A 23,902-nucleotide genomic window follows, 5' to 3' on the forward strand; every position below is an offset into this window, starting at 1 on the left:
AAAGGCCATGTCGCTCTTCCAACCCGAAGTCGGACACCACATGCAGTTAATAGAATATTCAGGCGCGGAATAGTACAGGATACACACAATAGATACAAGCTTGTCGTATCAAATCACCAATAAAGCGCCTTAATCACAATCCCGCCAGTAAATACCGATCAAAAATAAGGCCTTTATACAGAGAACTGAACTTGTTGATAAAACTATTTAACCAAGATAAAAAGCAATCACTTAGAGAAAATAGCGTTCATCAGTCAATACAACAATACAAGGTTACATTGCATCAAACGTCTGTTTAGCAAATTTGGCGTCTAGGTATCTTTGCTTAACGAGTAAAGAGGGACAGACGAGTACAACATCTGCCCTAAGCTTGTCAATTTTCCTCTTGGAAAACGCTTTGGGATTGGCATCGAAAATCGCGAGCGCGGCACCATAAGTACTCAGTTGCCACGCTTTGGCGTACATCGAAGCGATACGCCATAGCGTCTGTTTTCCGTCGTAATCCAGCTGACAATTGGGTTCGATCAAATTGTTATCCAAAAGCGGTTTTGCGGTAACCACACCTGTAGGATTAACAGCAGTGCTCACAAGGTTATCATTTACTACAGTTGGCTTGGTTAATTTCTTATCTAACGGTGTAGCTAATGGCTTAGTAAGCGTAGCGCCATCAAACAAGCGCATCCTTTTAACCTCTTGCCATTGGTTAATTTGATACTCTTTGACGATCAACATCGCATCGGCATCGGTGACATCTTCAACACCGTCAAGCAACAGCATAAAACTATTAATTGGACTCACCATTAAACGTTCGCTACCACTTTGCTGCTCGACAACAAACTGTAACTTATCTAAATGAGAACGCTCTGTAACGATATTAACCTTCAGCTTAGGATTCGCTCCCAAGGCAAACTGCTGCTGATTAATACTCACATGAGTGACTTTGGCCATACTTGAATAGCTTACGAGTAACAATGTTGTCAGCATGGCATATAGAATTGTTCTCATATCATCGTCTTAAGATAAAAAACAGTCCCTCTATTAAGCACAATTCTCAGTTGTGATTCAACATCTTTATTACGCATCCCCCACCATCAAAACAGCGTCGATTTAGGACAAAAGTGAGCAAACAAACAGATAGTGGTAGCCCTAGCAAAAATGGCTGGTTACACTGCTTGTACCTAAAATTCAGTTACCTGTGTTTATGCCCCTGTTTGTTGAAGTTGCCCTGCCTATCCCTATGCGCCAAACCTTTAGTTATCGGGTGAAAGAAACCAATATCCCAATGGCACTAAAAGGAGTAAGAGTCAAAGTCCCCTTTGGCCGCCAGCAACTGATCGGTTTAGTCACCAGCACTAGCGACGAGTGCAACTTAGCCCCGCAGCAGATTAAATCTGTTATTGAGTTTTTAGACAACGAACCACTGCTTCCTGAATCCCTATATAAATTGACCCAATGGGCAGCGCGTTACTATTTTTGTAGCGTAGGACAGATGTTATCCCAAGCAATTCCTGTTGCCCTGCGCAAAGGCGCCCAAGTCAGTGCCGAAAGCACCCGCTATTGGCAAGTGACTGATGCAGGAAAAAATGCTGATATAGACACATTAAAACGCGCACCTGCCCAGCGCAAAGTAATGCAGCAATTAGTTGAGGGTGAGCTAACTCAAGAAGAGCTCAATGCACTAGAGCTTAGCAAAACGGCGATTAAGGCACTGCAAGATAGAGGCTGGATCCATTACCAAGATAGAGACAACCAACTCGACCTCTCTTGGCGAGAAAACTTATCTTTAGACGAAGAGCCTCATAAGCTAAATCCTGAGCAAGCGATCGCCGTTGCTACACTTAATCAGCAAACGGGTTACCACTGCACCTTATTAGAAGGGATCACAGGTTCGGGTAAAACTGAGGTCTATTTAGCGCTGTTAGAAACCGTACTCAAACAGGGTAAGCAGGCACTTATTTTAGTGCCAGAAATCGGTCTCACCCCGCAAACCATCAGTCGGTTTAAACACAGGTTTAATGTGCAAGTCGCCGTTATTCACTCCGGATTAACTGACAACCAACGCCTTAACGCCTGGCGTCAAGCCCGCGCAGGTGAAGCCGCGATCATTATTGGTACTCGCTCGGCATTATTTACTCCGATGCGCTATCCTGGGCTAATTATCTTAGACGAAGAGCATGACAGCAGCTTCAAGCAGCAAGAAGGTGTCGGCTATCACGCCCGAGACTTAGCAGTCATGCGCGGCCATTTAGAACAGATCCCGGTGTTACTCGGCAGCGCCACCCCATCATTAGAAACATTACAAAACGCACTATCGGGACGCTATCACCATTTAAGCTTAGGTGAACGAGCCGGCGCTGCAGAAAAGGTCCGCCAAGGCATTATCGATATTCGTAATCAACCGTTAAAAAACGGACTATCCCATGCCCTCCTCAATGAAATGCGAATCCATTTAGATGCGGGCAACCAAGTACTGCTGTTTCTTAATCGACGTGGATTCGCCCCAGCCTTACTCTGCCATGAGTGCGGCCATCTGCACGAATGCGACCGTTGTGATGCCTTTTTTACTGTACATCAATCACTTGGTGAGATCCGTTGTCACCATTGTGGCAATCAGTATGCCATACCACGCCAGTGTCATCAGTGTGGAAGCACCATGCTCATGGGGCAAGGTGTTGGCACAGAGCAATTAGCCGAAGCACTGGCGAAAGAGTTCCCCAAATACCCTGTCGTGCGTATCGACCGCGATACCACTAGCCGTAAAGGTGCGCTCGAAGGTCACCTCAATGCGATTCATAAAGGCGAATATAAAATCTTAGTCGGCACTCAAATGCTGGCTAAGGGCCATCATTTTCCCGATGTGACCTTAGTGGGATTACTCGACGTCGACGGCGCATTATTTAGTGCCGATTTTAGAGCGCCAGAGCGCTTTGGTCAGTTGTATACACAAGTCTCTGGACGCGCAGGCCGTGCGAGCAAAGCAGGCACTGTGTTATTACAGACTCATCAATGCGATAATCCGATCTTGCGCGAACTGATGCATAAAGGTTACGGTGAATTTGCTAGAGGTCAGCTAGAGGAGCGAAAACAAGCGCTACTTCCGCCTGCTTGGCATATGTTACTGCTTCGAGCGGAAGCTCATAAAGCAGAAGACGCCGATGAGTTTCTTAATCAAGTGGCTGCCATTTTGCCACAGAATGACCTTTGTGAAGTGATTGGTCCAATGCCCGCACCTATGGACAAGAAAGCAGGTAAATTTCGGCGTCAGCTGATGTTTCAGACACAAGAACGTCGCCAGCTGCAGCAATCTTTTGAAATTGCACTGCCGCTAATCGAAGCGCTCCCTTTAGCTAAGAAGTGCCGCTGGAGCCTAGATCGCGACCCGCAAGACCTGTTGTAATAAAAAATATGTAAAATAGCACATGAATTTCAGCCCAGAGGATAGCAATTAGTCATAACTAACGGCTAAAATACGCGGTTATCCCTGAATCTTTTTATCTTAAGTAACTGTCGATTAAACGCCAATGAAATCACATATTCAATCTTTGCTCGAACAAGCCATCAATACCCTAAAACAGCAGGAGATCATCCCGGCCGATTTTGAAGCGCGTATTCAGGTAGACCGAACCAAAGACAAAACTCACGGTGATTTTGCCACCAACTTAGCCATGATGTTAACCAAAGTGGCACGCAAAAATCCGCGAGAATTAGCTCAGCTAATTATCGACAGCTTGCCACAAGATAGCCAAGTGGCGAAAGTTGAAATCGCTGGCCCTGGCTTCATCAACTTCTTTATTGATGATAATGCCCTAGCCAATCAGTTAATGGCGGCGTTAAATGATGACCACCTAGGTGTTGTTTTGCCGACACCACAAACTGTGGTAGTCGATTATTCTTCACCTAACCTTGCCAAAGAGATGCACGTAGGTCACCTACGCTCAACGATTATCGGTGACAGTGTGGTTCGCGCCCTTGAGTTCCAAGGTCACAAGGTTATCCGTCAAAACCACGTAGGCGATTGGGGCACCCAATTTGGTATGTTGCTGGCTTACATGGAAGAGCTACGAGCCAAAAATGGTGAACAAGCGCAAATGGAGCTATCTGATCTCGAAAGCTTTTACCGCGCAGCCAAAGTGCGTTTCGATGAGTCAGAAGAGTTCGCCATCCGAGCTCGTAAATTGGTGGTAGAACTGCAATCGGGCGATGAGTACTGTAACAAGTTATGGAAAGAGTTTAACGACATTTCATTGAGCCATTGCTATGACGTATACGCCCGTTTAGGTGTTAGCCTAACTCGTGCAGATGTCCGCGGCGAAAGTGCCTACAACGATGACTTAGAACAGGTCGTACTCGATCTCGATGCTCAAGGTTTATTATCTGAAAGTAACGGCGCTAAAGTCGTGTTCCAAGATGAGTTTAAAACCAAAGAGGGTGAGCCACTCCCTGTTATCATCCAAAAAGCGGACGGCGGCTACCTATACGCCACCAGCGATATGGCTGCTATGCGCTATCGTTCAAATGTGCTTCACGCCGATCGCGCGCTTTATTTTGTCGATTTACGTCAAGCACTGCACTTCCAGCAAGTGTTTAATCTGGCGCGTAAGGCTAACTTCGTTAATCCGAATATGAGTTTAGAGCACATGGGCTTTGGTACCATGAACGGTGAAGATGGCCGCCCATTCAAAACTCGCTCTGGTGGCGTGGTTAAATTAGTCGACCTATTAAGCGAAGCTGAAACTCGTGCGCTTGAACTGGTTCGCAGTAAAAATCCAGACATGGATCAAGACGAACTAGAAAAAATCGCTAAAGTGGTGGGAATTAGTTCGGTTAAATATGCCGATCTATCTAAGAATCGTGCCAGTGACTATATCTTTAGCTTCGAGCAGATGCTGAGCTTCGAAGGCAACACCGCTCCATACCTACTTTACGCCTATACGCGGGTTGCGGGTATTTTCAAGCGTGCCGCTGATGTCGATTTAAATGATGCAAGCATCACGCTCGAACATGACAAAGAAAAAGAGTTAGGCACTAAATTAGCCCAGTTTGGCGAAGTGCTAAACCGTATGGTTGCTAAAGGTCAGCCTCACGCATTATGTGGTTACTTATTTGAACTTGCTGGCGCGTTCTCAAGCTTCTATGAAGCTTGCCCTGTTCTCGCTGCAGATTCAGAAACCGAGAAGAAGAGCCGTCTATTGCTGTCACAACTTACTGCTAAAACGCTGAAGCAAGGTTTAGAGCTACTAGGTATCGAAACTTTAGAGCGCATGTAAAGTAAGGCGAAAAGATGAGCAATCGCGATTACGCAAATAGAAAACCTGCGTCCAAAGGACGAGCGAAGGCGAAAGGAGGCAGACGTAAGTCTGCCCAACCTGCGCCAAAACGCTTCCCGATCTTGCTTTTTCTTGTGACTCTAGGCTTGATTGGTGGCTTCGGTTACTTTCTCTGGAGTATCAATGATAGTGCCAGAGATAGCTCACCAGAGGTCGTTATTGAACAAGCGACCAAACCTAAAGTGCAGAAAAAAGATCCTAATGCGTTGCCTCCGAAACCTAAGGAAGAGTGGACTTATCAGCGGGAACTGGAAAATAAGCAGGTTGAGGTGGATATTCCGGAGAATACCGCACCGACTCGCCCCTATCAAATGCAATGTGGCTCATTTAGAAAGCAATCTCAAGCTGAAGAGATGAAAGCCATGATCGCGTTCCAAGGGCTTGAAGCCCAAGTGCGTAAAGTCGAAGGCAGCAGTGGAATTTGGTACAAGGTGGTATTAGGCCCTTACGATCGTAAACGTCTGGCAGAGAAACACCGCCACATATTGCAACGTGGCGGTTTAAATGGCTGCCAAATTTGGTTCTGGGAAGGCAGTTAGCTAATCTTTCAATCATTTAATACTAATCAGTATAAGAAGGTGATCGACTCAGCGTGTTTTTTGGCAACTCATTTAAGGCGAATGGATGATGGAATGCTTGTTCTCTTGTGAGGCCATTCAACACTGCATTTAAAGTGCTAAATCGTCGCTGAGTGATCACATTTTTCTACTAATAGATATAAAACGGGCTTTTAGTCCGTTTTTATTTTGGTATTACCCAGCGCACTCGCGCAAAGATCAACATTAACTCGCTTAAACACACATACCGAACAACTTTTATCCCTTGAAATTTCAAATGCCATCCCCCATATCTACAACATTGTCCACCGATGGGTTTCCTACCTATCGGCTAGAGAAGAGGAAATATCGTGACCACAATCGTTTCAGTACGTCGCAACAATCAAGTTGTCATTGCCGGTGACGGCCAGGTATCACTGGGAAATACAGTGATGAAAGGAAACGCAAAGAAGGTTCGACGCCTTTATCACAACAAAGTATTAGCCGGATTTGCAGGCGGCACCGCCGATGCGTTTACACTATTTGAGCGCTTTGAAGCAAAACTTGAAATGCACCAAGGCCACTTAATGCGCGCCGCGGTTGAAATGGCTAAAGATTGGCGTTCCGATAAAGTGCTACGTAAGCTCGAAGCCCTACTTGCGGTAGCAGACACCGAATGCTCATTGATCATTACGGGTAATGGTGACGTAGTACAACCGGAGAACGACCTTATCGCGATTGGCTCAGGCGGTAACTTTGCTCAGGCCGCAGCGACCGCACTCTTAGAAAACACCGAGCTTAGCGCCAAAGATATTGCCGAAAAATCCTTAACGATTGCTGGTGATATCTGTGTGTTCACCAACCAATTTAAAACGATTGAAGAACTGAATTACTGATCTTGAGCTAAGCTCGAAATCGATAACCTATGCACCATGCATTAAGGGAAAACTATGTCTGAGATGACTCCTAGAGAGATTGTTCATGAACTGGACAGTCATATCATTGGCCAACAAGCAGCAAAACGCTCGGTTGCAATCGCATTACGTAATCGCTGGCGTCGTATGCAACTTAATGAAGATCTGCGCCAAGAAGTCACCCCAAAAAACATCTTGATGATCGGCCCAACCGGTGTAGGTAAAACAGAAATCGCACGCCGTTTAGCTAAACTTGCCAAAGCGCCTTTTATTAAGGTTGAAGCGACTAAGTTCACCGAAGTGGGCTATGTGGGTAAAGAAGTTGAGCAGATCATCCGCGACCTGACCGATGCAGCGATCAAGTTGACTCGTGAAGAGCAGATGGCGAAATGTAAATTTAGAGCAGAAGAAGCCGCAGAAGAGCGTATTCTCGATGCCCTGTTACCTAAGCCTAAAGAGGATTGGGACAGCGACAACAAAGACGATTCAGCGACTCGCCAAGTCTTTCGCAAAAAACTACGTGAAGGTCAACTAAACGATAAAGAGATTGAAATTGATATCGCAGCGCCTCAAGTCGGTATCGAGATTATGTCTCCTCCCGGCATGGAAGAGATGACCAATCAGCTGCAAAGCATGTTCCAAAACATGGGGCCTGGCGCGAGCAAACGCCGCAAGATGTCGATCAAAGAAGCCTATAAACTGCTTATTGAAGAGGAAGCCGCTAAGCTGGTTAACCCAGATGATCTTAAAGAGCAGGCTATCGAGTTAGTAGAACAGCACGGTATCGTGTTCCTCGATGAGATTGATAAAATCTGTAAGCGCGGTGAGTCATCAGGCCCAGATGTTTCGCGTGAAGGCGTGCAACGTGATCTACTGCCATTAGTTGAAGGCTGCACCGTTACTACCAAACACGGTATGGTGAAAACTGACCATATTCTGTTTATCGCTTCTGGTGCATTCCAGATGTCAAAACCGTCTGATCTTATCCCTGAACTTCAGGGACGTTTGCCTATTCGTGTCGAGCTACAAGCACTATCAGCAAACGACTTTAAGCGCATTCTAACTGAGCCACACGCCTCGCTTACCGAGCAATATGTGGCACTAATGGGCACTGAAGGCGTTAAGATCGAGTTTAGTGAATCTGGCATAGAGCGCATTGCAGAAGCCGCTTGGCAAGTAAATGAGCGTACCGAAAACATCGGCGCGCGTCGTCTGCATACTGTAATGGAACGCTTAATGGAAGAGCTCTCTTTCGAAGCGTCTGATAAATCCGGCAGCAGCACTGTTATCGATGCCGAGTACGTCAACGCTCACCTTGATAACTTAGTGCAAGACGAAGACTTAAGCCGCTTTATCTTGTAATGCTAAAGGGCTTAGGTGGACACCGTCTAAGCCCTCTTTTTATCTGCCCCAATAAGCAGTCTCGTTCCTTACCTAACACAACAAGGCAAATCAGATGACAGTTCAAAGCCCCAACGTCACAGGACTTAAGCTCAAACGCAAGTCTCGCCTACTCGAAGTCAGTTTTGATGATGGCAACACATACACGTTAAGCTGTGAACTACTACGAGTCTACTCGCCATCGGCAGAAGTACATGGTCACGGCAATCCAGTATTGGTCACCCATAAGAAAAACGTCAATATCGATGCAATTACCCCTGTAGGAAACTATGCGGTTAAAATTGTTTTCGATGATGGTCACGATACGGGTCTATTTTCTTGGAAAGTGTTGTATGACTTAGCGACCAATCAGGTCGAACTATGGGAAAACTATCTCGCGAGAATTCGTGCAGCGAAAGCAAGTCGCGAACCGATGATCGATATGACCGTGAAATACCATAACTAAATCTAAACGAAGGAATATCTCTGCGTGTCGAAACTCAAAGCCGATGTCACCATCTTACAAGCGGGTATTTTTAGCCAATGGGATGAAGAGAGTGATGCACTGCCTAAGTTTATTAAGGCAACGGTTCATGTCCCAGCTGAAATAGATATTGAATTTGGCTTCGTCACTCAAATCAAAAAAGCCAAAAATCAGAAGCTCAGATACTGTATATATCATCCTGATATACCCGATGATAATGGCGATATTCGCCCTCCATTTGATGGCGAAGTATTTGTCGAGTCGAACGACTGGAAGTTTTATCTCGGTGACACCATCTGGGCGCCAGAACATAACAAAGCCGGCAAGTGGCGCATGACTCTTGAGCTAAGAGGTAAGGTGGTCGCAGAAAAGACCTTTAATGTTCATCTACGGGATGATGAAAGTCAAATATCGGCATTTTGGAAACGACGGGGATTTTAGCTGCGAACATTTTCAATATCAGTTTAACTGAGCGAGTATCAGGACAATCAGTGCTTTTGTTTATCCATCACTGGCAAGCATGAATATAAATGGAAGATCAATTTACGCCTTTAACTTGTCACTTTGTAAGGCGCGATAAGAAGGATATTCGCGATTCTGCTCAGTTAAACCAAATTGCGCTAGGGTAACATCAATTGCTTCAACAGCAGAGATGCCACTACGGTTAGCTGGCCATCTGTAGCCCAATACTGTTATCCATATGACGCTATGACCGATACGATAGCCTAGTCAATGACCTTTGCTCTATCGCTCTTTTCCTACTATAACTCACGCTCAACAGCAAAAATTATCAGTCAATGGCAGCATATTATCTATTAATAAAAAAAGATTGAGCAATATCTGTCAGGTCACTTAACTCACCCACATTCACAATGGCCTCTCACCTGAAGAGAGATGGATATGAACCAAGAAGCCAGCCATAAATACGCTAAGCGTATTGAAGCCGTATGCGATTATATCGCACAGCACCTAGAACAGCCGTTGACGCTTGAACAACTCAGTGAGGTGGCGCACTTCTCCAAATATCACTTCCATCGCCAATTTCAGGTATTTACTGGCATTAACGCAGGTAAATATATCGCAATGATGCGACTAAAACGCGCCTCATATCGACTCGTGTTTCACCCTGAACTCAAGATCACCGACAGCGCGTTAGATGCTGGTTTTGAGAATAGTGAATCATTCTCCCGTGCGTTTAAAAATGCCTTTAACCAAACTCCATCCCAATTTCGATTAACCCCAAAGTGGGAGCAATGGAGTCAGCAATATACTAAGGTCAAATTGATCAGGAGAGATAAAGTGAAAGTAGAGTTAACAGAGAGAGACTCGATAAAAACTGCCGTACTAGAACACCAAGGCAGTCCAACATTGCTAAATCAATCGATTCAGCAATTTATCGATTGGCGTAAACAGAGTAATGAATCATCGGTCGCAACGAGTAAGACCTTGGGTATCCCTTATAACGATCCTAACAGTGTCGCACCGGAGGATTTTCGTTTCGATCTTTGTGGTTCTATTAAGCAGGATGTTGCCGTCAATGACTATGGCATTATCACTAAAACCGTCCCAGCTGGACGCTGCGCGGTTATTCGCCACCACGGACCACACGATCAGATGGATGATAAAATCTATCAATTTTACCGTGAATGGCTGCCCCAAAGTGGTGAGGAGTTGCGAGATTTTCCGCTCTACTTTGAATATCAGAACTTCTTTCCTGAAGTGGCCGAACACGAACTGATTACGGATATCTATTTTTCATTGAAATAGAGGAGTATCGGGTCCCCAAAAGGCTTGAGTACTCGAGCTAGCGGGCATCCTAGAAGAAGCGACTTTAAGCAATAGGGACTATTTTAGGGGAGGGTTACACAAACTGCCCACAGACCTATCAAGGTTAAAACCATAACGAAAAAGGGCTACTCTTTCGAGTAGCCCTTTTTCTTAATGTGGCGGAGAGATAGGGATTTGAACCCTAGACGGGCTATAAACCCGTGCCGGTTTTCAAGACCGGTGCATTCGACCACTCTGCCATCTCTCCGAACGCCGAGAATAGTAAGGAAATGGCCTGCAAATGTAAAGCCCCAATTTATCTAAGTGAGCAACAAATAATCCATTAAGGCTTTTTTAGTCTACAAATGTCGTAAAAACCACCTTTTACGTCGCTAACAAAAAACAAAACGTTTAAAGATTGGCCAAACCGTAGCAAGTTTCACTCAAGGTAATGAGAGGCTCGACAATAAAGGGGCTCTGAAATTTAACCTTCAGCATTCGCCATCAATAATTGCTGTAACTCAGACAATGAGCCAACTTGATAATGTGGTTCTATTCCTTCTGGCACAGCTTGATTACTATGATTTAACCAACAAGTATCGAAGCCAGCATTGAGACCACCTTGAATATCTGAATGAGGATTATCTCCCACCATCAATACATGTTCTCTAGCAGGATGATTCATCTGTGACAAAGCATGGTCAAAAATCGCCAGATCGGGCTTAGCGACTCCCACCTCTTCTGAAATCACCACAGGACTGAAAGCATGCAGTAAACCAGTACGCTGCAAACGTATGGTTTGTAACGCGGTAAATCCATTCGTGATAATCCCCATATTGACTTTGCCATGCAGCGCATTTACGAGCTCTTGCGCCCCAGGCAATAAGGTACAAATGTCAGCCATCGCCGTTAAAAAGGCATCATTTAATTGCTGCGCGCTAACTTTAAGTTTTTCAGCCCAAGTCTGAAAACGCGTGACTTGTAGATGCGCAGCACTAATTTTTCCGTCTTGGTAGTCAACCCAAAGCGGTAAATTAACGGTTTGATAAAGATCAAAGTCCTCACGAGTGAAATCCACGCCAAAGCGTGAAAACATGAGCCTTAATCCTTTAAATGCATCGAAATGAAACAGGGTTTCGTCGGCATCAAACAATATCCATTGGTACTTCATCAAACACTCCAACTTATGAATTCAACCATCAAATGTCGCTCATTCTAATATCAAGAACTAAGCCAAGCGAGCTTACTTTATGACTTTGTAACTCTCTGTTGTCCAATCGTAAAGATACTCAACCCCTTGCCATTCATAGACCATGCGGCCATTCTTTTGCTTCACTCTTGCATTAGCAGGTAAACTCTTAATCCCATGGCTGACCTTTACGCCAGTAGTGATGAGTTGAGGTGGCGTAATCACGCGCGGCTTAGGTTCTACATATTCACGCCGTTCATAACGATAGGGATATCGCCAGCTGTTTTTCCAATATGGACGGTAATGATGATTCCAATAGGGATAACCTGTATTAAACCCAATACCGACTCGCCAAGGATCTCGATAACCATTGTGCCTGCCTACTCCCCAACTCGAGCTCCATGTTGGTTGCACCCAAACATTGCTAGACCAGTTAAATCGATCATCATCTCTAACGCGTTCAGTAGCATTTACTCCCGTAATAATGAGTAAACAGGTCACACCAACTAACAAAACACCACCAATGATTTTGCTCGGTATTTCATGTGCCATCTTGAGTTCTCCATAAGAAAACAGTAAGACCATACTACGCTGATTGTGACATGGTTTAAACTTAGGTCACTGTGCCAATAGTGGGCTGCTGAAGTCATTTGGGAATAACGTCCAAAAATGGTATAGTGCGGCCCATATCACATTTTCTCAGCATGAGTATTTCCATATGAGTTTTAAGGATTTACGCAGTTTCATTGATCACCTTGAAAGCAATGGTGAACTTAAACGTATTAGCTACGCTGTCGACCCCCATTTAGAGATGACAGAGATAGCAGACCGGGTTCTACGCGCCAAAGGTCCTGCATTACTGTTTGAAAATCCTGTCGGCAAAACCATGCCCGTGCTTGCCAACTTATTTGGCACACCTAAGCGTGTTGCAATGGCGCTGGGGAAAGAAGATCCGCTGGCGTTACGCGATGTGGGTGAACTGCTGGCCTTTTTAAAAGAGCCGGAGCCCCCTCGTGGCTTTAAAGACGCTATAGCTAAAATCCCTATGTTTAAGCAAGCGCTTAATATGCCACCCAAAACGGTACGCAACGCCCCTTGCCAAGAGGTGGTACTAACGGGCGATGACGTCGATTTAACCCAGCTGCCCATTCAACATTGCTGGCCCGGTGACGTCGCCCCTCTAGTTACTTGGGGATTAACCATCACCAAAGGCCCACGCCAGAAACGACAAAATCTAGGCATCTACCGTCAACAACTGCTGGGCAAAGATAAGCTAATCATGCGCTGGCTTGACCATCGCGGCGGGGCACTCGACTTTAAAGATTTTAAAGAAAAACATCCAGGCGAGCGTTACCCCGTCGTTGTCGCGCTAGGTAGCGATCCCGTTACGATTTTAGGTGCTGTGACACCTGTGCCTGACTCCATGAGCGAATACGCTTTTGCAGGGCTACTACGCGGTGAACGTACCGAGGTATGTAAGGCTCTGACCTGTGATCTAGAGGTACCTGCCACCAGCGAGATCGTTCTGGAAGGCTATATTGAGCCTGGTGAAATGGCCGAAGAAGGCCCTTATGGCGATCACACTGGTTATTATAATGAAACCGATGAGTTCCCTGTATTTACCGTAACCCATATTACCCATAGAAAAGATGCCATCTACCACAGCACCTATACTGGCCGTCCACCCGATGAGCCAGCGATGCTAGGTGTGGCACTCAATGAAGTATTTGTGCCGATATTGCGTAAGCAATACCCAGAAATTATCGACTTCTATCTGCCGCCCGAAGGCTGCTCTTATCGAATGGCGGTGATCTCCATTCGCAAGCAGTATCCTGGGCATGCCAAGCGGGTGATGATGGGGGCCTGGTCCTTCTTGCGCCAGTTCATGTATACCAAGTTCATCATCATAGTGGATGAGGATGTCAATTGCCGCGATTGGAATGATGTGATTTGGGCCATTACTACGCGTATGGATCCTAAACGTGACACAGTCATGATCGACAACACCCCTATCGATTACCTTGATTTTGCGTCACCTGTAGCGGGTTTAGGCTCAAAAATGGGTATGGATGCGACCAACAAGTGGCCAGGTGAAACCGATCGCGAATGGGGTACCCCCATAGTGATGGATGAGGCCGTTAAGCAAAAGGTCGATAAGATATGGGATGAGTTGGGCATCGATGACGCACCAACACTCTAGCTAAACTTTAGATATGGTGCAGATCATTTGAAATATTATCCATATTGACTTTAATCGCGCCAAGTCGCTTAATAACCGATATAATCAGTCAAGTATTAGACATGAAAGCAAGCCTCCAAAGAGAGGTCTAGAAGGAAATGTAATGAACACCATTCGCTGTAAAGTAGAACATGTTACCGCCTTTAATGATGCCGTTTATCGGGTAACATTAACTCCAGAGACCAGTTTCGACTTCAAGGCTGGTCAATATCTTTGCGTCGTAATGGGTGAAAAAGACAAGCGTCCTTTCTCTATCGCATCTGCACCTCACGCCGAGCAAATCGAGTTACATATTGGCGCAGCGGTTAGCGAAAGCTACCCAATGCAAGTGGTTGAGAAACTAAAACAAAGTGACTATATCGATATCGAAGCGCCCGGTGGAGAGGCCCATCTGCGCGACGACAGCTGCAGACCGCGTTTGCTAATTGCTGGCGGCACTGGGTTTTCATACATAAAAAGCATTGTCGAGGCACAAATAGCGCTGGAACAAAATGTAGAAACCACGCTTTACTGGGGCTGTCGTAACCAAGATGCGATGTATTATGAAACCATTGCACGTCAATGGCATAAAGATCATCCATGGCTCCACTTTGTTCCAGTCGTCGAAGAAGCGCCTGCAGATTGGGATGGCAAACAAGCCAATCTGCTAGAGCAGATCAAACGCGATTTTATTAGCCTAAATGGTTATGACATCTATATTGCTGGCCGTTTCGATATGGTTGGCGCCGCCCGTGAAGTGTTCCGCGAGATCGGTGTTGAAGAAGAGCACCTCTACGGCGATGCGTTTGCCTTTATTAAATAAATGAGGCCGCTGTATTTGATAAAAAAGCCCTAGAAGGTTAATTCTAGGGCTTTTTTATCACCTCTGACATGTTTTGAAAAATAGTTGATACCGATCAAATAGGAATATCACCGCACTAAACTCAAGCAAGTGCCTGTTGTGGCTCGACCGTTTCTAACTTCTCAATCTTAAAATCATAATAAGCATATGCGGCGCTGATAAAAGGACAAACTAAGTTAAAGAAGGCGAAAGGAAGATAGGCGATCGTTGCTACGCCCAAGGTGCTCGCCATATACGCGCCACAAGTATTCCAGGGCACCAAAGGGCTGGTGATGGTGGCAGAGTCTTCCAATGCCCTGCTTAAATTCACTGGCGCTAGGCCATGCTTTTCATACTCAACTTTAAGCATGCGTCCAGGCAGCAATATCGCGATAAACTGATCGCCCGTAATTAAGTTAGCACCAATACAACTCGCTAATGTGGTGATGATCAAACTACCGCTAGACTTAACCATGGTTAACACATCTTGCATTAGACGTTTAAGTAAGCCCGTTTTCTCCATCACACCACCAAAGGCCATGGCGCAGAGAATTAACCAAACAGTATTAACCATACTGCTCATGCCACCACGACTTAAAAGGCTATCGAGCGTTTTATCCCCCGTGTTGGCGGTATAGCCGTCAAACATAGCAAGCCACACACCTTTAATAAGGGCGACCACTGTGGGCAAACTCTCATCATTCACAAACTTAATCACCCCATCAAATTGGAACAATACCGCACAGATAGCGCCCACCAACGTGCCTAAAATAACCGTAGGGAAAGCAGGTAGCTTTTTGTAAGCAAGTATCAGCACGGCCAATAGAGGTAACAACAGGTGTAACCCAGGGTTATAGGCCTGATCAATTAATGCCATTGTCGTCGTTAAGTTGCTCACGCCTTCACCAGCTTCAGTGGTAAATCCTAAGAATAAGAAGCCAATCAGAGCAATGATGATACTCGGAGCCGTAGTCCACACCATATGACGAATATGACTAAATAGCTCACTGCCTGCTACAGCGGGGGCCAAGTTGGTCGTATCAGACATGGGCGACATCTTATCGCCAAAATAGGCACCACTAATAATCGCGCCGGCGGTGATTTCGACGCTTAACCCCATAGCAGCAGCCACACCGACTAACGCAATCCCTAAGGTTCCAGCAACTGTCCATGAGCTGCCTATACTCAACGCTACAACCGCACATAAAAGACAGCTGGCAGCATAGAAGTAATCAGGATCAAGCAGTTTCATGCCATAAAAAATCATGGTCGGTACTGTACCCGCTAAAATCCAAGTACCGATAAGCGAACCTACAGCAAATAAGATGAGTAGCGCCCCAGTTGACAGCGATACACTTTTGACAATCCCAGCCTCCATTTCCTGCCAGCTATAACCATTTTTTACGCCGACAACTAGAGCGATGCATGCGGCCATAATAAGCGCGATCTGGTTAGCACCATAGGAGCTATCTGATGAGAATAAGTACACCGACGCAGTCAACATACAAACCAAAGCAATTAAAGGGATTAAGGCATCAAGTAACGAGGGGGTTTTATGAGTCGGCTTCTTGGGATTATCAGACAAAGACTGATTAGAGGTCATGGGGATTCCTTATTATCATTATTTCTATTCCTACGCTCAGCTCATCTTAGGGATCTGTGTCCACTTATCAGGCTTTACGGCTTGCCATATTTACACAAAATTAACAACCCAGTCTAGGAACTCCTACTCGAATAAGCCTGTCATTCAGAAGGTCTTATCAAACTTCAGACTCAACATTCACCAAGAACACCAAATAACCTCTATTTATGAAGTGATTACAATAACTTTTATAAATCTAAATTTTAATCAATTGCCACAGCCTGACTTAACGCTGCAGAAGACCCCTCACTTTTAATTACTCGACCATTAAATTAGAATTACCGTTTATAAAATTTAGCTTCCAAGGCAAAAATAGATGAAACTCACCGCTCTCAATCAGCCCCTGTACGACCATTTATATCGCGACATTCACCAGTTCCGTTCAACCTTCGATCTACCGATTGAAGATGAAAATACACTCGATGAAAAGGCTGACACATTGCACACGTCATTAGCAATCGAAGAGCTTACCGAGCTGGCCGAAGCCGATAGCCGTGTCGAACAAGCCGACGCAATTGTCGATTCTGTATATGTATTGATGGGACGTCTTGTTCACCTAGGCGCTAAACGAGTCGAGGATAGGCTTGAAATTAGCTACGTTATCGACCTATTACTCCATGTCGCTAAAAATCGTGATATCGACTTTGTGAGCTGCTGGGATGAAGTGCATTCAAGCAATATGAGCAAGGTATGTCGCAACGAACAGGAGCTAGAAGAAACCATCGCTCATTACGCCCAGCAAGGCGTTGAGATTGTCGGTAGCCAAAAAGGGGATTTTATTATCGCCAAATGCGCAAAAGATGTAGAGATGGCAGGTAAAGTTGTTCGACAAGGCAAAGTACTCAAATCTGTCTATTATCGTCCAGCAGATCTCACTAAGTTAGTTGCGGCCTAATTTAGCAAGCGACTAAAACACATCTAGGGTAAATAGGCACACTACATAAAGTGCCTATTGTGTGTTTTTGTGTGACTAAAAGGTTACGCAAACCGCAATGATCAAAGCAAAATCAGTAAATCATGTGAACTACACGAATTATATCAAGTAGATCTAGTGATCCAGTTAACAGCTCTTCAGTTAAACGCTATTCTGTAAACGATTTAGATGATTGAATAAGTTCATATGAATCGAGACTCGATTACCATTTCCTATTCTGGCCAGAGGTAATAACATGACCAACAATATTAAAGCGTTGCTTGCCACCACCGCGCTTTTTTTTAGCACCCAGGCACTAGCCAATAGCGGTTGTGCTTTTGACGAAAAACAAGATGGCTTTATTGCCACTTGTAGTGAGGAGAAACAGGAAGTGATTTTAACAGGTCAAGTCGCATCGCAAACCTTAGTCACCGAACTTGATGAGTTCACTAAAGGCTACAAAACATACCAAGTAGATACGGCAGCCATTACCCCACTTAAAACGATTGATGAGCCAACAGAGATTGTGGTCATTATTGGTACTTGGTGCCCAGATTGCCATCGTGAAACCCCGCGCTTTATTCGTATTATGGAAGAGGTCAACAATCCCAATATCAAAGTCACCTATATTGGCGTAGATCGTAAGAAGAAGGACCCCGAAGGACTTGCCGCACAATATGAATTCACCCGCATTCCAACATTTATCGTGATGCAAAAAGGTGAAGAGATTGGTCGTATCGTTGAGCGTCCAGAGACTTCACTGGAAGTCGATTTAGCGAAAATCTTAAACTAATACTAATCCGTTTAAAGGGTTAGCAGATACAAAAGGTCGCGAATGCGGCCTTTTTTGTATTTACTAGAAATCATAACGTACTAATGCACTTACATACCTTGGTGTTTGGAAACTATCCGCATAATCATCACCAATATTCTTATCACCACAATTGAAGCCCCATGAGTAGAAAGGTATGATCGCTCAGCGACGATTTAGCACTAAAGATTAGCGCAGATGAGGCAAGTCAACGGTTGAAGAGCATAGTTGAACTAGGCTCAAACTCGTTAGCGCAACATCAAAAGTGCCAAAAAACACGCTGAGTAGATCACTTTCTTATACTGATTGGTATTATTCATTCAAGGCTAAGGTTATAGATAGGAATAACGCAACAATTTAGGAGAGAACAATATTATGGATTTAAAAATCAAAAAGCATGCAGTAACAGTGCAAAACTACGATCACTTTTATTTATATCTAAACAGATTCTACCTGTGATATACGCTCGGCAAGTAACTGAAGTACTCCCTCTCGGAGTGCACCACCAGATAAATTTAGCGATTGGATCTGCAGCAAATTAAACAGAGATAACAAAATCGCTATGCCTGCGGCAAACGTGGGCGCGCGCTCATGATGCAAACCAAAGACATCTCGCATGCTAACATCGGCTTGCGCTAATACCTCGTCTCTGAGCTGCATCAATACTGCAGAGGTAATCGTTTCAGATACACCTCGAGCGTTAAGTAACTCAACCACAGATTGCACCGCACCAGAAGCACCGACAACACAGTGCCAGCCATAATCGAGCAACTGGGCTCGATAACCCCCTAAAGCGGATTCAACATAGTTTTGTGCAGCATCGAAATCTAATTGTTGGAAAGGGAAGCTATTAAAGAATTTATCATTGAAGGTCACGCAACCTATATCAAGGCTGGTTTTTAAAAGCACCTTATTGCCATCACCGATAATAAATTCTGTGCTCGCACCACCGATATCGATCACTAAACGACGTCCTTCACCGCAGGTTGTCGCGACCATACCTTGATAGATCAGTTCAGCTTCTCGCAAGCCTGAAATGACCTCAATAGGTTGACCTAAAATTGGCAAGGCCGCATCGCAAAATGCCTCTGAGTTATTGATACTACGCAATGTTGCGGTGGCGATAACAGCAATATTATCGCGGTTAACGCCCTCTTTATCGAGCATCGAAGAGAACATCGTTAAACAATCTAAACCGCGTTTAAACACGGTTTGGTTCAAGGTACCATCAGGGCCAATGCCTTCGGCCAATCGAACCTTACGCTTATACTTAGCCACAACTTTAGGCGTACCAGCGACAGTTTTAGCCACCAGCATATTAAAACTATTTGAGCCTAAAGTGATGGCTGCGTAGAGCAGCCCTGAATTGGAGCGCTTCATTTAACTGTGTCTACGAGTCCTATCATGACGTCTTGGACGCGCACCAGGGCGACCACCTTGAGGTTTACCACTACCAGGACGACCCGCTGGGCGTGTCGTATGTTTACGATGAATTCGTACTGGTGGAGGAAGATCATCAAGCAAGGCTTCACTATCATAGTTAGTCACAGGGATAGTATGCTGAATGTAGCTCTCGATGGCTGGCAAGTTAAGCGCGTATTCTTCACAGGCAAAACTAATTGATATCCCTTTTTGACCAGCACGTCCGGTACGACCGATACGGTGTACATAATCTTCGCAATCATCGGGTAAATCATAGTTGTAAACGTGCGACACATCTGAAATATGTAATCCACGCGCCGCAACATCAGTTGCCACTAAGATATCTAACTCGCCAGAGGTGAACTGCTCAAGAATGCGAATACGCTTCTTCTGTGGCACATCACCAGTAAGCAAGCCAACGCGATGACCGTCACCTTCTAGATGCGCCCATAGATTTTCGCAGCTGTGCTTAGTGTTAGAGAATACAATCGCTTTTTCAGGCCAATCTTCTTCTATCAAGGTCAGCAGCAAGCGCATCTTCTCTTCCTGTGAAGGATAAAAGATCTCTTCAGTAATATTTTTCGAGGTTTTTTCGCTAGGTGCAATTTCGACTTTTTCAGGATCATTCATATGATCATAAGCCAACTCTTGCACTTTCATCGACAGCGTAGCTGAAAACAACATATTAAGACGTGATTTGGCATCAGGCATACGTCTAAATAGGAAGCGAATATCCTTGATAAAACCCAGATCAAACATACGATCGGCTTCATCGAGCACTACGGCCTGAATCGAACTAACGTTCAGTACACCTTGGCGAACATAATCGATAATACGCCCGGTTGTACCGATCAAAATATCTACGCCCTTATCCAGCACCTTACGCTGCACATCGTAGCTTTCACCACCAAAGACAATACCGACTTTTAGACCAGTATGTTTAGCAAGTAAATTTGCATCTTTAGCAATTTGAATCGCCAACTCACGTGTAGGCGCCATAACAATCGCACGAGGCTGATTAGTTTCACGACCTTCAGGAACAGGAGTTGTCAGTAAGTGGTTAAAGGTGGCGACTAGAAAGGCTAAGGTTTTACCTGTACCCGTCTGCGCTTGACCCGCAATATCTTTATGCTGAAGTAAAATCGGTAATGATAATGCCTGGATAGGTGTGCAATATTCAAAGCCGCTTTCGATTAGTGCCTTTTGGATCTCTGGATGAAGAGAAAAGTCGGCAAACTTTTGATTTGTTAAATGTGTTTCGCTCATAGCGCAAGCATACCAGTTAGGGTTGCAATAAGGAACTCGATCGTTTGAAATAACGGCTAATGAAAAAAGAGCTCTGAAAGCCGCTAAAATATCTTGAAAAGCTAATTTCAGACCCAATATACAGGTTAAGCCATTAACAAACCAGCAATGGCACCCTAACTGGAGAACATCATGAGCGATAAAATTATTACCTTAACTGACGACAGCTTCGAAAACGACGTAATTAAGTCTGAAATTCCTGTATTGGTTGATTTCTGGGCTGAGTGGTGTGGTCCTTGTAAAATGATTGCTCCAATCTTAAGTGACGTAGCTGAAGAGTATGAAGGCAAGGTGACTATCGCCAAGCTAAACGTTGATCAAAATAACGCTTCACCAGCTAAATATGGCGTGCGTGGTATCCCAACACTACTTATATTCAAAAATGGTGAGTTAGCAGACACTAAAGTTGGTGCACTGTCTAAAACTCAACTAAAAGAGTTTATCGACGCCCAGTTATAAAAATTATGTTCGCTATGACATTTTTGGTCATAGAAAGTGATTCTCGACACAGCTTTGTGAAGTTATTCTGTCGAGAGTCACTAAATTTCTAGACGACTAGCCCTGTTAGTGCTACTTTAATAACCAGACTAATTCTAACTAACCCACTTCTTGCTATCCGATCGATACTCTTAAAGCTATATATCAGTTGATCAAAGATGGCATTGTCACGTAAGAACAAGACCCACCACGATGAATTTATCAGAATTAAAAGACACACCGATTTCAGATTTAGTACAACTTGCCCAAGACATGAAGCTAGAAAATATGGCCCGCGCTCGCAAGCAGGACATCATTTTCGCCATCCTTAAAGCCCACGCAAAAAGCGGCGAAGATATTTTCGGTGGCGGTGTTTTAGAGATTCTTCAAGATGGTTTTGGTTTCCTTCGTAGCTCTGATGGTTCATACCTAGCAGGTCCTGACGATATCTATGTGTCTCCAAGCCAAATACGCCGCTTTAATATGCGTACAGGCGACACCATCTTCGGTAAAATTCGTCCACCGAAAGAGGGCGAACGTTATTTTGCCCTATTAAAAGTGACCGAAGTTAACTTCGATAAGCCAGAAAACTCTCGTAATAAAATCCTCTTTGAAAACCTTACCCCTCTGCATGCTGAAGAACGTATGCGTATGGAACGCGGTAATGGTTCAACAGAAGACATTACTTCTCGAATCTTAGATCTGTGTTCACCAATTGGTAAAGGTCAACGAGGCTTAATCGTCGCGCCGCCAAAAGCGGGTAAAACACTATTACTTCAGAACATGGCGCAAAGCATCGCCTACAACAACCCTGAAGTTGTACTGATGGTGCTTCTCATTGATGAGCGTCCGGAAGAAGTAACCGAAATGCAGCGCATGGTAAAAGGTGAAGTTATCGCTTCTACCTTCGATGAACCGGCCAGCCGCCATGTACAAGTTGCTGAAATGGTTATAGAAAAAGCAAAGCGTTTAGTTGAGCACAAGAAAGACGTAGTGATCTTACTTGACTCTATCACCCGTCTTGCTCGTGCCTATAACACGGTTATCCCATCATCAGGTAAAGTACTTACTGGTGGTGTCGATGCTAACGCACTGCATCGTCCAAAGCGCTTCTTTGGTGCGGCGCGTAACATCGAACATGGTGGTAGCTTAACCATTATTGCAACCGCCTTGGTTGATACTGGTTCGAAAATGGATGAAGTGATTTACGAAGAGTTTAAAGGTACTGGTAACCAAGAGTTACACCTTTCTCGTAAAGCCGCTGAGAAACGTGTTTTCCCAGCCATTGACTTCAACCGCTCTGGTACTCGTCGTGAAGAAAAACTCACCACACCAGATGAGCTACAAAAGATGTGGATCCTACGTAAAATCCTGAATCCAATGGATGAGGTCAGCGGGATGGAATTCCTTATCGATAAGCTTGCAATGACCAAGACTAATGAAGAGTTCTTCACTGCGATGAAGCGCGCTAAGTCTTAACCGAAAATGATATAAAAAGCCGCTCGATGCGGCTTTTTTTATGTCTGAATGTTGTCGACCCCTATAATCCTTTGCTGACACAGCGCCCTTAAATGTTCACGTAGCATGATCACCAGCTGTGTCACATGCTGTCTACCAGGACACACCAAATAGAGATCGGCACTCTCCCCTGTGTATTGAGTCAACAGTGGAACCAAAGCACCACTTTTAAGATCATCAGCCAGATCTAATGAAGATTTATATACGACTCCCTTACCTGCTATCGCCCACTTACGTGCGACCTCTGCATCATTGCAGGTTCGATTTCCCGAAACTCGAACCTTTTGGGCCTGATCATCCTTATAGAAGCACCATTGATCATGAGTTCGCTGATCTAACATGAAAAACAAACAATTATGCTGTTCAAGATCGGTAAGAGATTCAGGTTGACCATGAATTTTAAGGTAATCGGGAGAAGCGCATAAGACACGCTTCGCCGAACAGATCTTAAATGCGACGAGGTTTGAATCTTTCGGAGTACCAGAACGCAGTGCTACGTCTATCTTATCGTGATAAAAGTCAGTCAAACTATCCGACAGGTGCAATCGTAATTGCAAATTGGGATGTTCATCCATCAACATATCCAACCACGGCAAGATAAAGTTGCGCCCAGCATCCGATGGCAGTGCAATACTAAGCAACCCACCTATCTGTGACTTAGCGCAGGCCAGTGCCTGCTCGCCTAAACGAAGATCCTCCAACGCTCGCCTGCAGTAACTTAGATAACGCTCTCCCGCTGCGGTTAAACGTAAACTTCGAGTGCTACGAATAAAGAGTACGGTATCAAGCTCTTTCTCCAAACGTTTCAGCCCGGCACTGGCAACCGCAGTCGAAATATCCAACTCCACGGCAGCACCGGTGAGACTGCCACAATCGGCTACACGGACAAACAAGATTAAATCAGCTAATTGCATAACAGTCCTTAGAGCAGTTGATCTCCGCGCCCCATTTAAAGGGCTAAACGCAAGGCTTAAACGTTCAGTTATCGTCGGCGACTTGCAGTCCATATATCTATCATAAAACACTACATGCCCTTTTGAGAGGGTGACCATTACAACAGTGTGATCTTGTTGAGCATCTTACCTAATCCGCTCTATCAAAACCGACTGACTTTCTATACTCGCTTCGCATTCCTAACAAAAAAACAATGAATAACAA

General features: G+C 44.8%; 22 protein-coding genes and 1 tRNA gene. 14 read left to right on the forward strand and 9 right to left on the reverse strand.

Annotation, left to right across the window (positions count from 1 at the left end; genetic code table 11):
- Window positions 1–273 precede the first annotated feature (273 nt).
- Window positions 274–1,005 carry a LysM peptidoglycan-binding domain-containing protein gene (locus K0I62_RS17370; RefSeq protein ID WP_220069283.1) on the reverse strand — a complete coding sequence of 244 codons (732 nt, stop codon included), beginning with the start codon at window positions 1,003–1,005 and terminating at the stop codon, window positions 274–276.
- 196 nt (window positions 1,006–1,201) lie between these two features.
- On the opposite strand from K0I62_RS17370, the gene priA reads away from it, so the two are divergent.
- From priA to K0I62_RS17405, 7 genes are all read left to right on the forward strand, one after another.
- Window positions 1,202–3,397, forward strand: a complete 2,196-nt coding sequence (gene priA, locus K0I62_RS17375; RefSeq protein WP_220069284.1) for a primosomal protein N' — start codon at window positions 1,202–1,204, stop codon at window positions 3,395–3,397.
- Between the two features lie 124 nt (window positions 3,398–3,521).
- Window positions 3,522–5,267 carry an arginine--tRNA ligase gene (argS, locus tag K0I62_RS17380; protein WP_220069285.1) on the forward strand — a complete coding sequence of 582 codons (1,746 nt, stop codon included), beginning with the start codon at window positions 3,522–3,524 and terminating at the stop codon, window positions 5,265–5,267.
- A 14-nt stretch (window positions 5,268–5,281) separates the two neighbouring features.
- Window positions 5,282–5,866 (forward strand): SPOR domain-containing protein, encoded by a 585-nt coding sequence (locus K0I62_RS17385; RefSeq protein ID WP_220069286.1) that lies wholly within the window; start codon window positions 5,282–5,284, stop codon window positions 5,864–5,866.
- A gap of 368 nt (window positions 5,867–6,234) precedes the next feature.
- Window positions 6,235–6,759, forward strand: a complete 525-nt coding sequence (gene hslV, locus K0I62_RS17390) for an ATP-dependent protease subunit HslV (protein ID WP_220069287.1) — start codon at window positions 6,235–6,237, stop codon at window positions 6,757–6,759.
- 54 nt (window positions 6,760–6,813) lie between these two features.
- Window positions 6,814–8,139, forward strand: coding sequence for an ATP-dependent protease ATPase subunit HslU (hslU, locus tag K0I62_RS17395; protein WP_220069288.1), 1,326 nt, complete (start codon window positions 6,814–6,816; stop codon window positions 8,137–8,139).
- A gap of 94 nt (window positions 8,140–8,233) precedes the next feature.
- The gene (locus tag K0I62_RS17400) at window positions 8,234–8,623 is read left to right on the forward strand and encodes a gamma-butyrobetaine hydroxylase family protein (protein WP_220069289.1); all 390 of its coding nucleotides are present in this window, start codon (window positions 8,234–8,236) and stop codon (window positions 8,621–8,623) included.
- A gap of 24 nt (window positions 8,624–8,647) precedes the next feature.
- On the forward strand, window positions 8,648–9,082 hold the full coding sequence (locus K0I62_RS17405; protein WP_220069290.1) for a DUF3859 domain-containing protein: 435 nt from the start codon (window positions 8,648–8,650) through the stop codon (window positions 9,080–9,082).
- Window positions 9,083–9,184: 102 nt separating this feature from the next.
- On the opposite strand, the gene K0I62_RS17410 is transcribed toward K0I62_RS17405, so the two are convergent.
- Window positions 9,185–9,328 (reverse strand): hypothetical protein, encoded by a 144-nt coding sequence (locus K0I62_RS17410; protein WP_220069291.1) that lies wholly within the window; start codon window positions 9,326–9,328, stop codon window positions 9,185–9,187.
- 213 nt (window positions 9,329–9,541) lie between these two features.
- On the opposite strand from K0I62_RS17410, the gene K0I62_RS17415 reads away from it, so the two are divergent.
- Window positions 9,542–10,408: an AraC family transcriptional regulator gene (locus K0I62_RS17415; RefSeq protein WP_220069292.1), complete on the forward strand. Its 867-nt coding sequence runs from the start codon at window positions 9,542–9,544 to the stop codon at window positions 10,406–10,408.
- Between the two features lie 177 nt (window positions 10,409–10,585).
- On the opposite strand, the gene K0I62_RS17420 is transcribed toward K0I62_RS17415, so the two are convergent.
- The 3 genes from K0I62_RS17420 to K0I62_RS17430 all read right to left on the reverse strand — a co-directional run bounded on the left by K0I62_RS17420 (window position 10,586) and on the right by K0I62_RS17430 (window position 12,149).
- Window positions 10,586–10,676, reverse strand: a tRNA-Ser gene (locus tag K0I62_RS17420).
- A gap of 216 nt (window positions 10,677–10,892) precedes the next feature.
- On the reverse strand, window positions 10,893–11,579 hold the full coding sequence (gene yjjG / locus K0I62_RS17425; RefSeq protein ID WP_220069293.1) for a pyrimidine 5'-nucleotidase: 687 nt from the start codon (window positions 11,577–11,579) through the stop codon (window positions 10,893–10,895).
- A gap of 72 nt (window positions 11,580–11,651) precedes the next feature.
- A complete protein-coding gene (locus K0I62_RS17430; protein WP_220069294.1) occupies window positions 11,652–12,149 on the reverse strand; it encodes a hypothetical protein in 498 nt (165 codons plus the stop codon).
- Between the two features lie 166 nt (window positions 12,150–12,315).
- Here K0I62_RS17430 and ubiD point away from each other — a divergent pair, with 166 nt between their 5' ends.
- Together ubiD and fre are read left to right on the forward strand one after the other, a co-directional pair.
- Window positions 12,316–13,797: a 4-hydroxy-3-polyprenylbenzoate decarboxylase gene (ubiD, locus tag K0I62_RS17435; RefSeq protein WP_220069295.1), complete on the forward strand. Its 1,482-nt coding sequence runs from the start codon at window positions 12,316–12,318 to the stop codon at window positions 13,795–13,797.
- Between the two features lie 142 nt (window positions 13,798–13,939).
- Window positions 13,940–14,638 carry an NAD(P)H-flavin reductase gene (fre, locus tag K0I62_RS17440; RefSeq protein ID WP_220069296.1) on the forward strand — a complete coding sequence of 233 codons (699 nt, stop codon included), beginning with the start codon at window positions 13,940–13,942 and terminating at the stop codon, window positions 14,636–14,638.
- Between the two features lie 121 nt (window positions 14,639–14,759).
- Here the strand turns inward: fre and nhaC are convergent, their stop codons facing one another.
- Window positions 14,760–16,259, reverse strand: a complete 1,500-nt coding sequence (gene nhaC, locus K0I62_RS17445) for a Na+/H+ antiporter NhaC (protein ID WP_220069297.1) — start codon at window positions 16,257–16,259, stop codon at window positions 14,760–14,762.
- A 355-nt stretch (window positions 16,260–16,614) separates the two neighbouring features.
- Here nhaC and K0I62_RS17450 point away from each other — a divergent pair, with 355 nt between their 5' ends.
- Both K0I62_RS17450 and K0I62_RS17455 read left to right on the forward strand, forming a co-directional pair.
- Window positions 16,615–17,193, forward strand: coding sequence for a nucleoside triphosphate pyrophosphohydrolase family protein (locus K0I62_RS17450; protein WP_220069298.1), 579 nt, complete (start codon window positions 16,615–16,617; stop codon window positions 17,191–17,193).
- Between the two features lie 274 nt (window positions 17,194–17,467).
- Window positions 17,468–18,004 carry a thioredoxin family protein gene (locus K0I62_RS17455; RefSeq protein WP_220069299.1) on the forward strand — a complete coding sequence of 179 codons (537 nt, stop codon included), beginning with the start codon at window positions 17,468–17,470 and terminating at the stop codon, window positions 18,002–18,004.
- A gap of 456 nt (window positions 18,005–18,460) precedes the next feature.
- Here K0I62_RS17455 and K0I62_RS17460 read toward each other — a convergent pair whose 3' ends face one another.
- Together K0I62_RS17460 and rhlB are read right to left on the reverse strand one after the other, a co-directional pair.
- Window positions 18,461–19,402 (reverse strand): Ppx/GppA phosphatase family protein, encoded by a 942-nt coding sequence (locus tag K0I62_RS17460; protein ID WP_220069300.1) that lies wholly within the window; start codon window positions 19,400–19,402, stop codon window positions 18,461–18,463.
- Entirely contained in the window at window positions 19,403–20,710 is a 1,308-nt protein-coding gene (gene rhlB / locus K0I62_RS17465; protein WP_220069301.1) for an ATP-dependent RNA helicase RhlB, read from the reverse strand.
- A gap of 171 nt (window positions 20,711–20,881) precedes the next feature.
- Here rhlB and trxA point away from each other — a divergent pair, with 171 nt between their 5' ends.
- Together trxA and rho are read left to right on the forward strand one after the other, a co-directional pair.
- Window positions 20,882–21,208, forward strand: a complete 327-nt coding sequence (gene trxA / locus K0I62_RS17470) for a thioredoxin TrxA (RefSeq protein WP_220069302.1) — start codon at window positions 20,882–20,884, stop codon at window positions 21,206–21,208.
- 231 nt (window positions 21,209–21,439) lie between these two features.
- On the forward strand, window positions 21,440–22,705 hold the full coding sequence (gene rho / locus K0I62_RS17475) for a transcription termination factor Rho (protein WP_220069303.1): 1,266 nt from the start codon (window positions 21,440–21,442) through the stop codon (window positions 22,703–22,705).
- A gap of 38 nt (window positions 22,706–22,743) precedes the next feature.
- Here the strand turns inward: rho and K0I62_RS17480 are convergent, their stop codons facing one another.
- The gene (locus K0I62_RS17480; protein ID WP_220069304.1) at window positions 22,744–23,658 is read right to left on the reverse strand and encodes a LysR family transcriptional regulator; all 915 of its coding nucleotides are present in this window, start codon (window positions 23,656–23,658) and stop codon (window positions 22,744–22,746) included.
- Window positions 23,659–23,902 lie beyond the last annotated feature (244 nt).

This window comes from Shewanella psychrotolerans, from assembly GCF_019457595.1.
Taxonomy (GTDB): domain Bacteria; phylum Pseudomonadota; class Gammaproteobacteria; order Enterobacterales; family Shewanellaceae; genus Shewanella; species Shewanella psychrotolerans.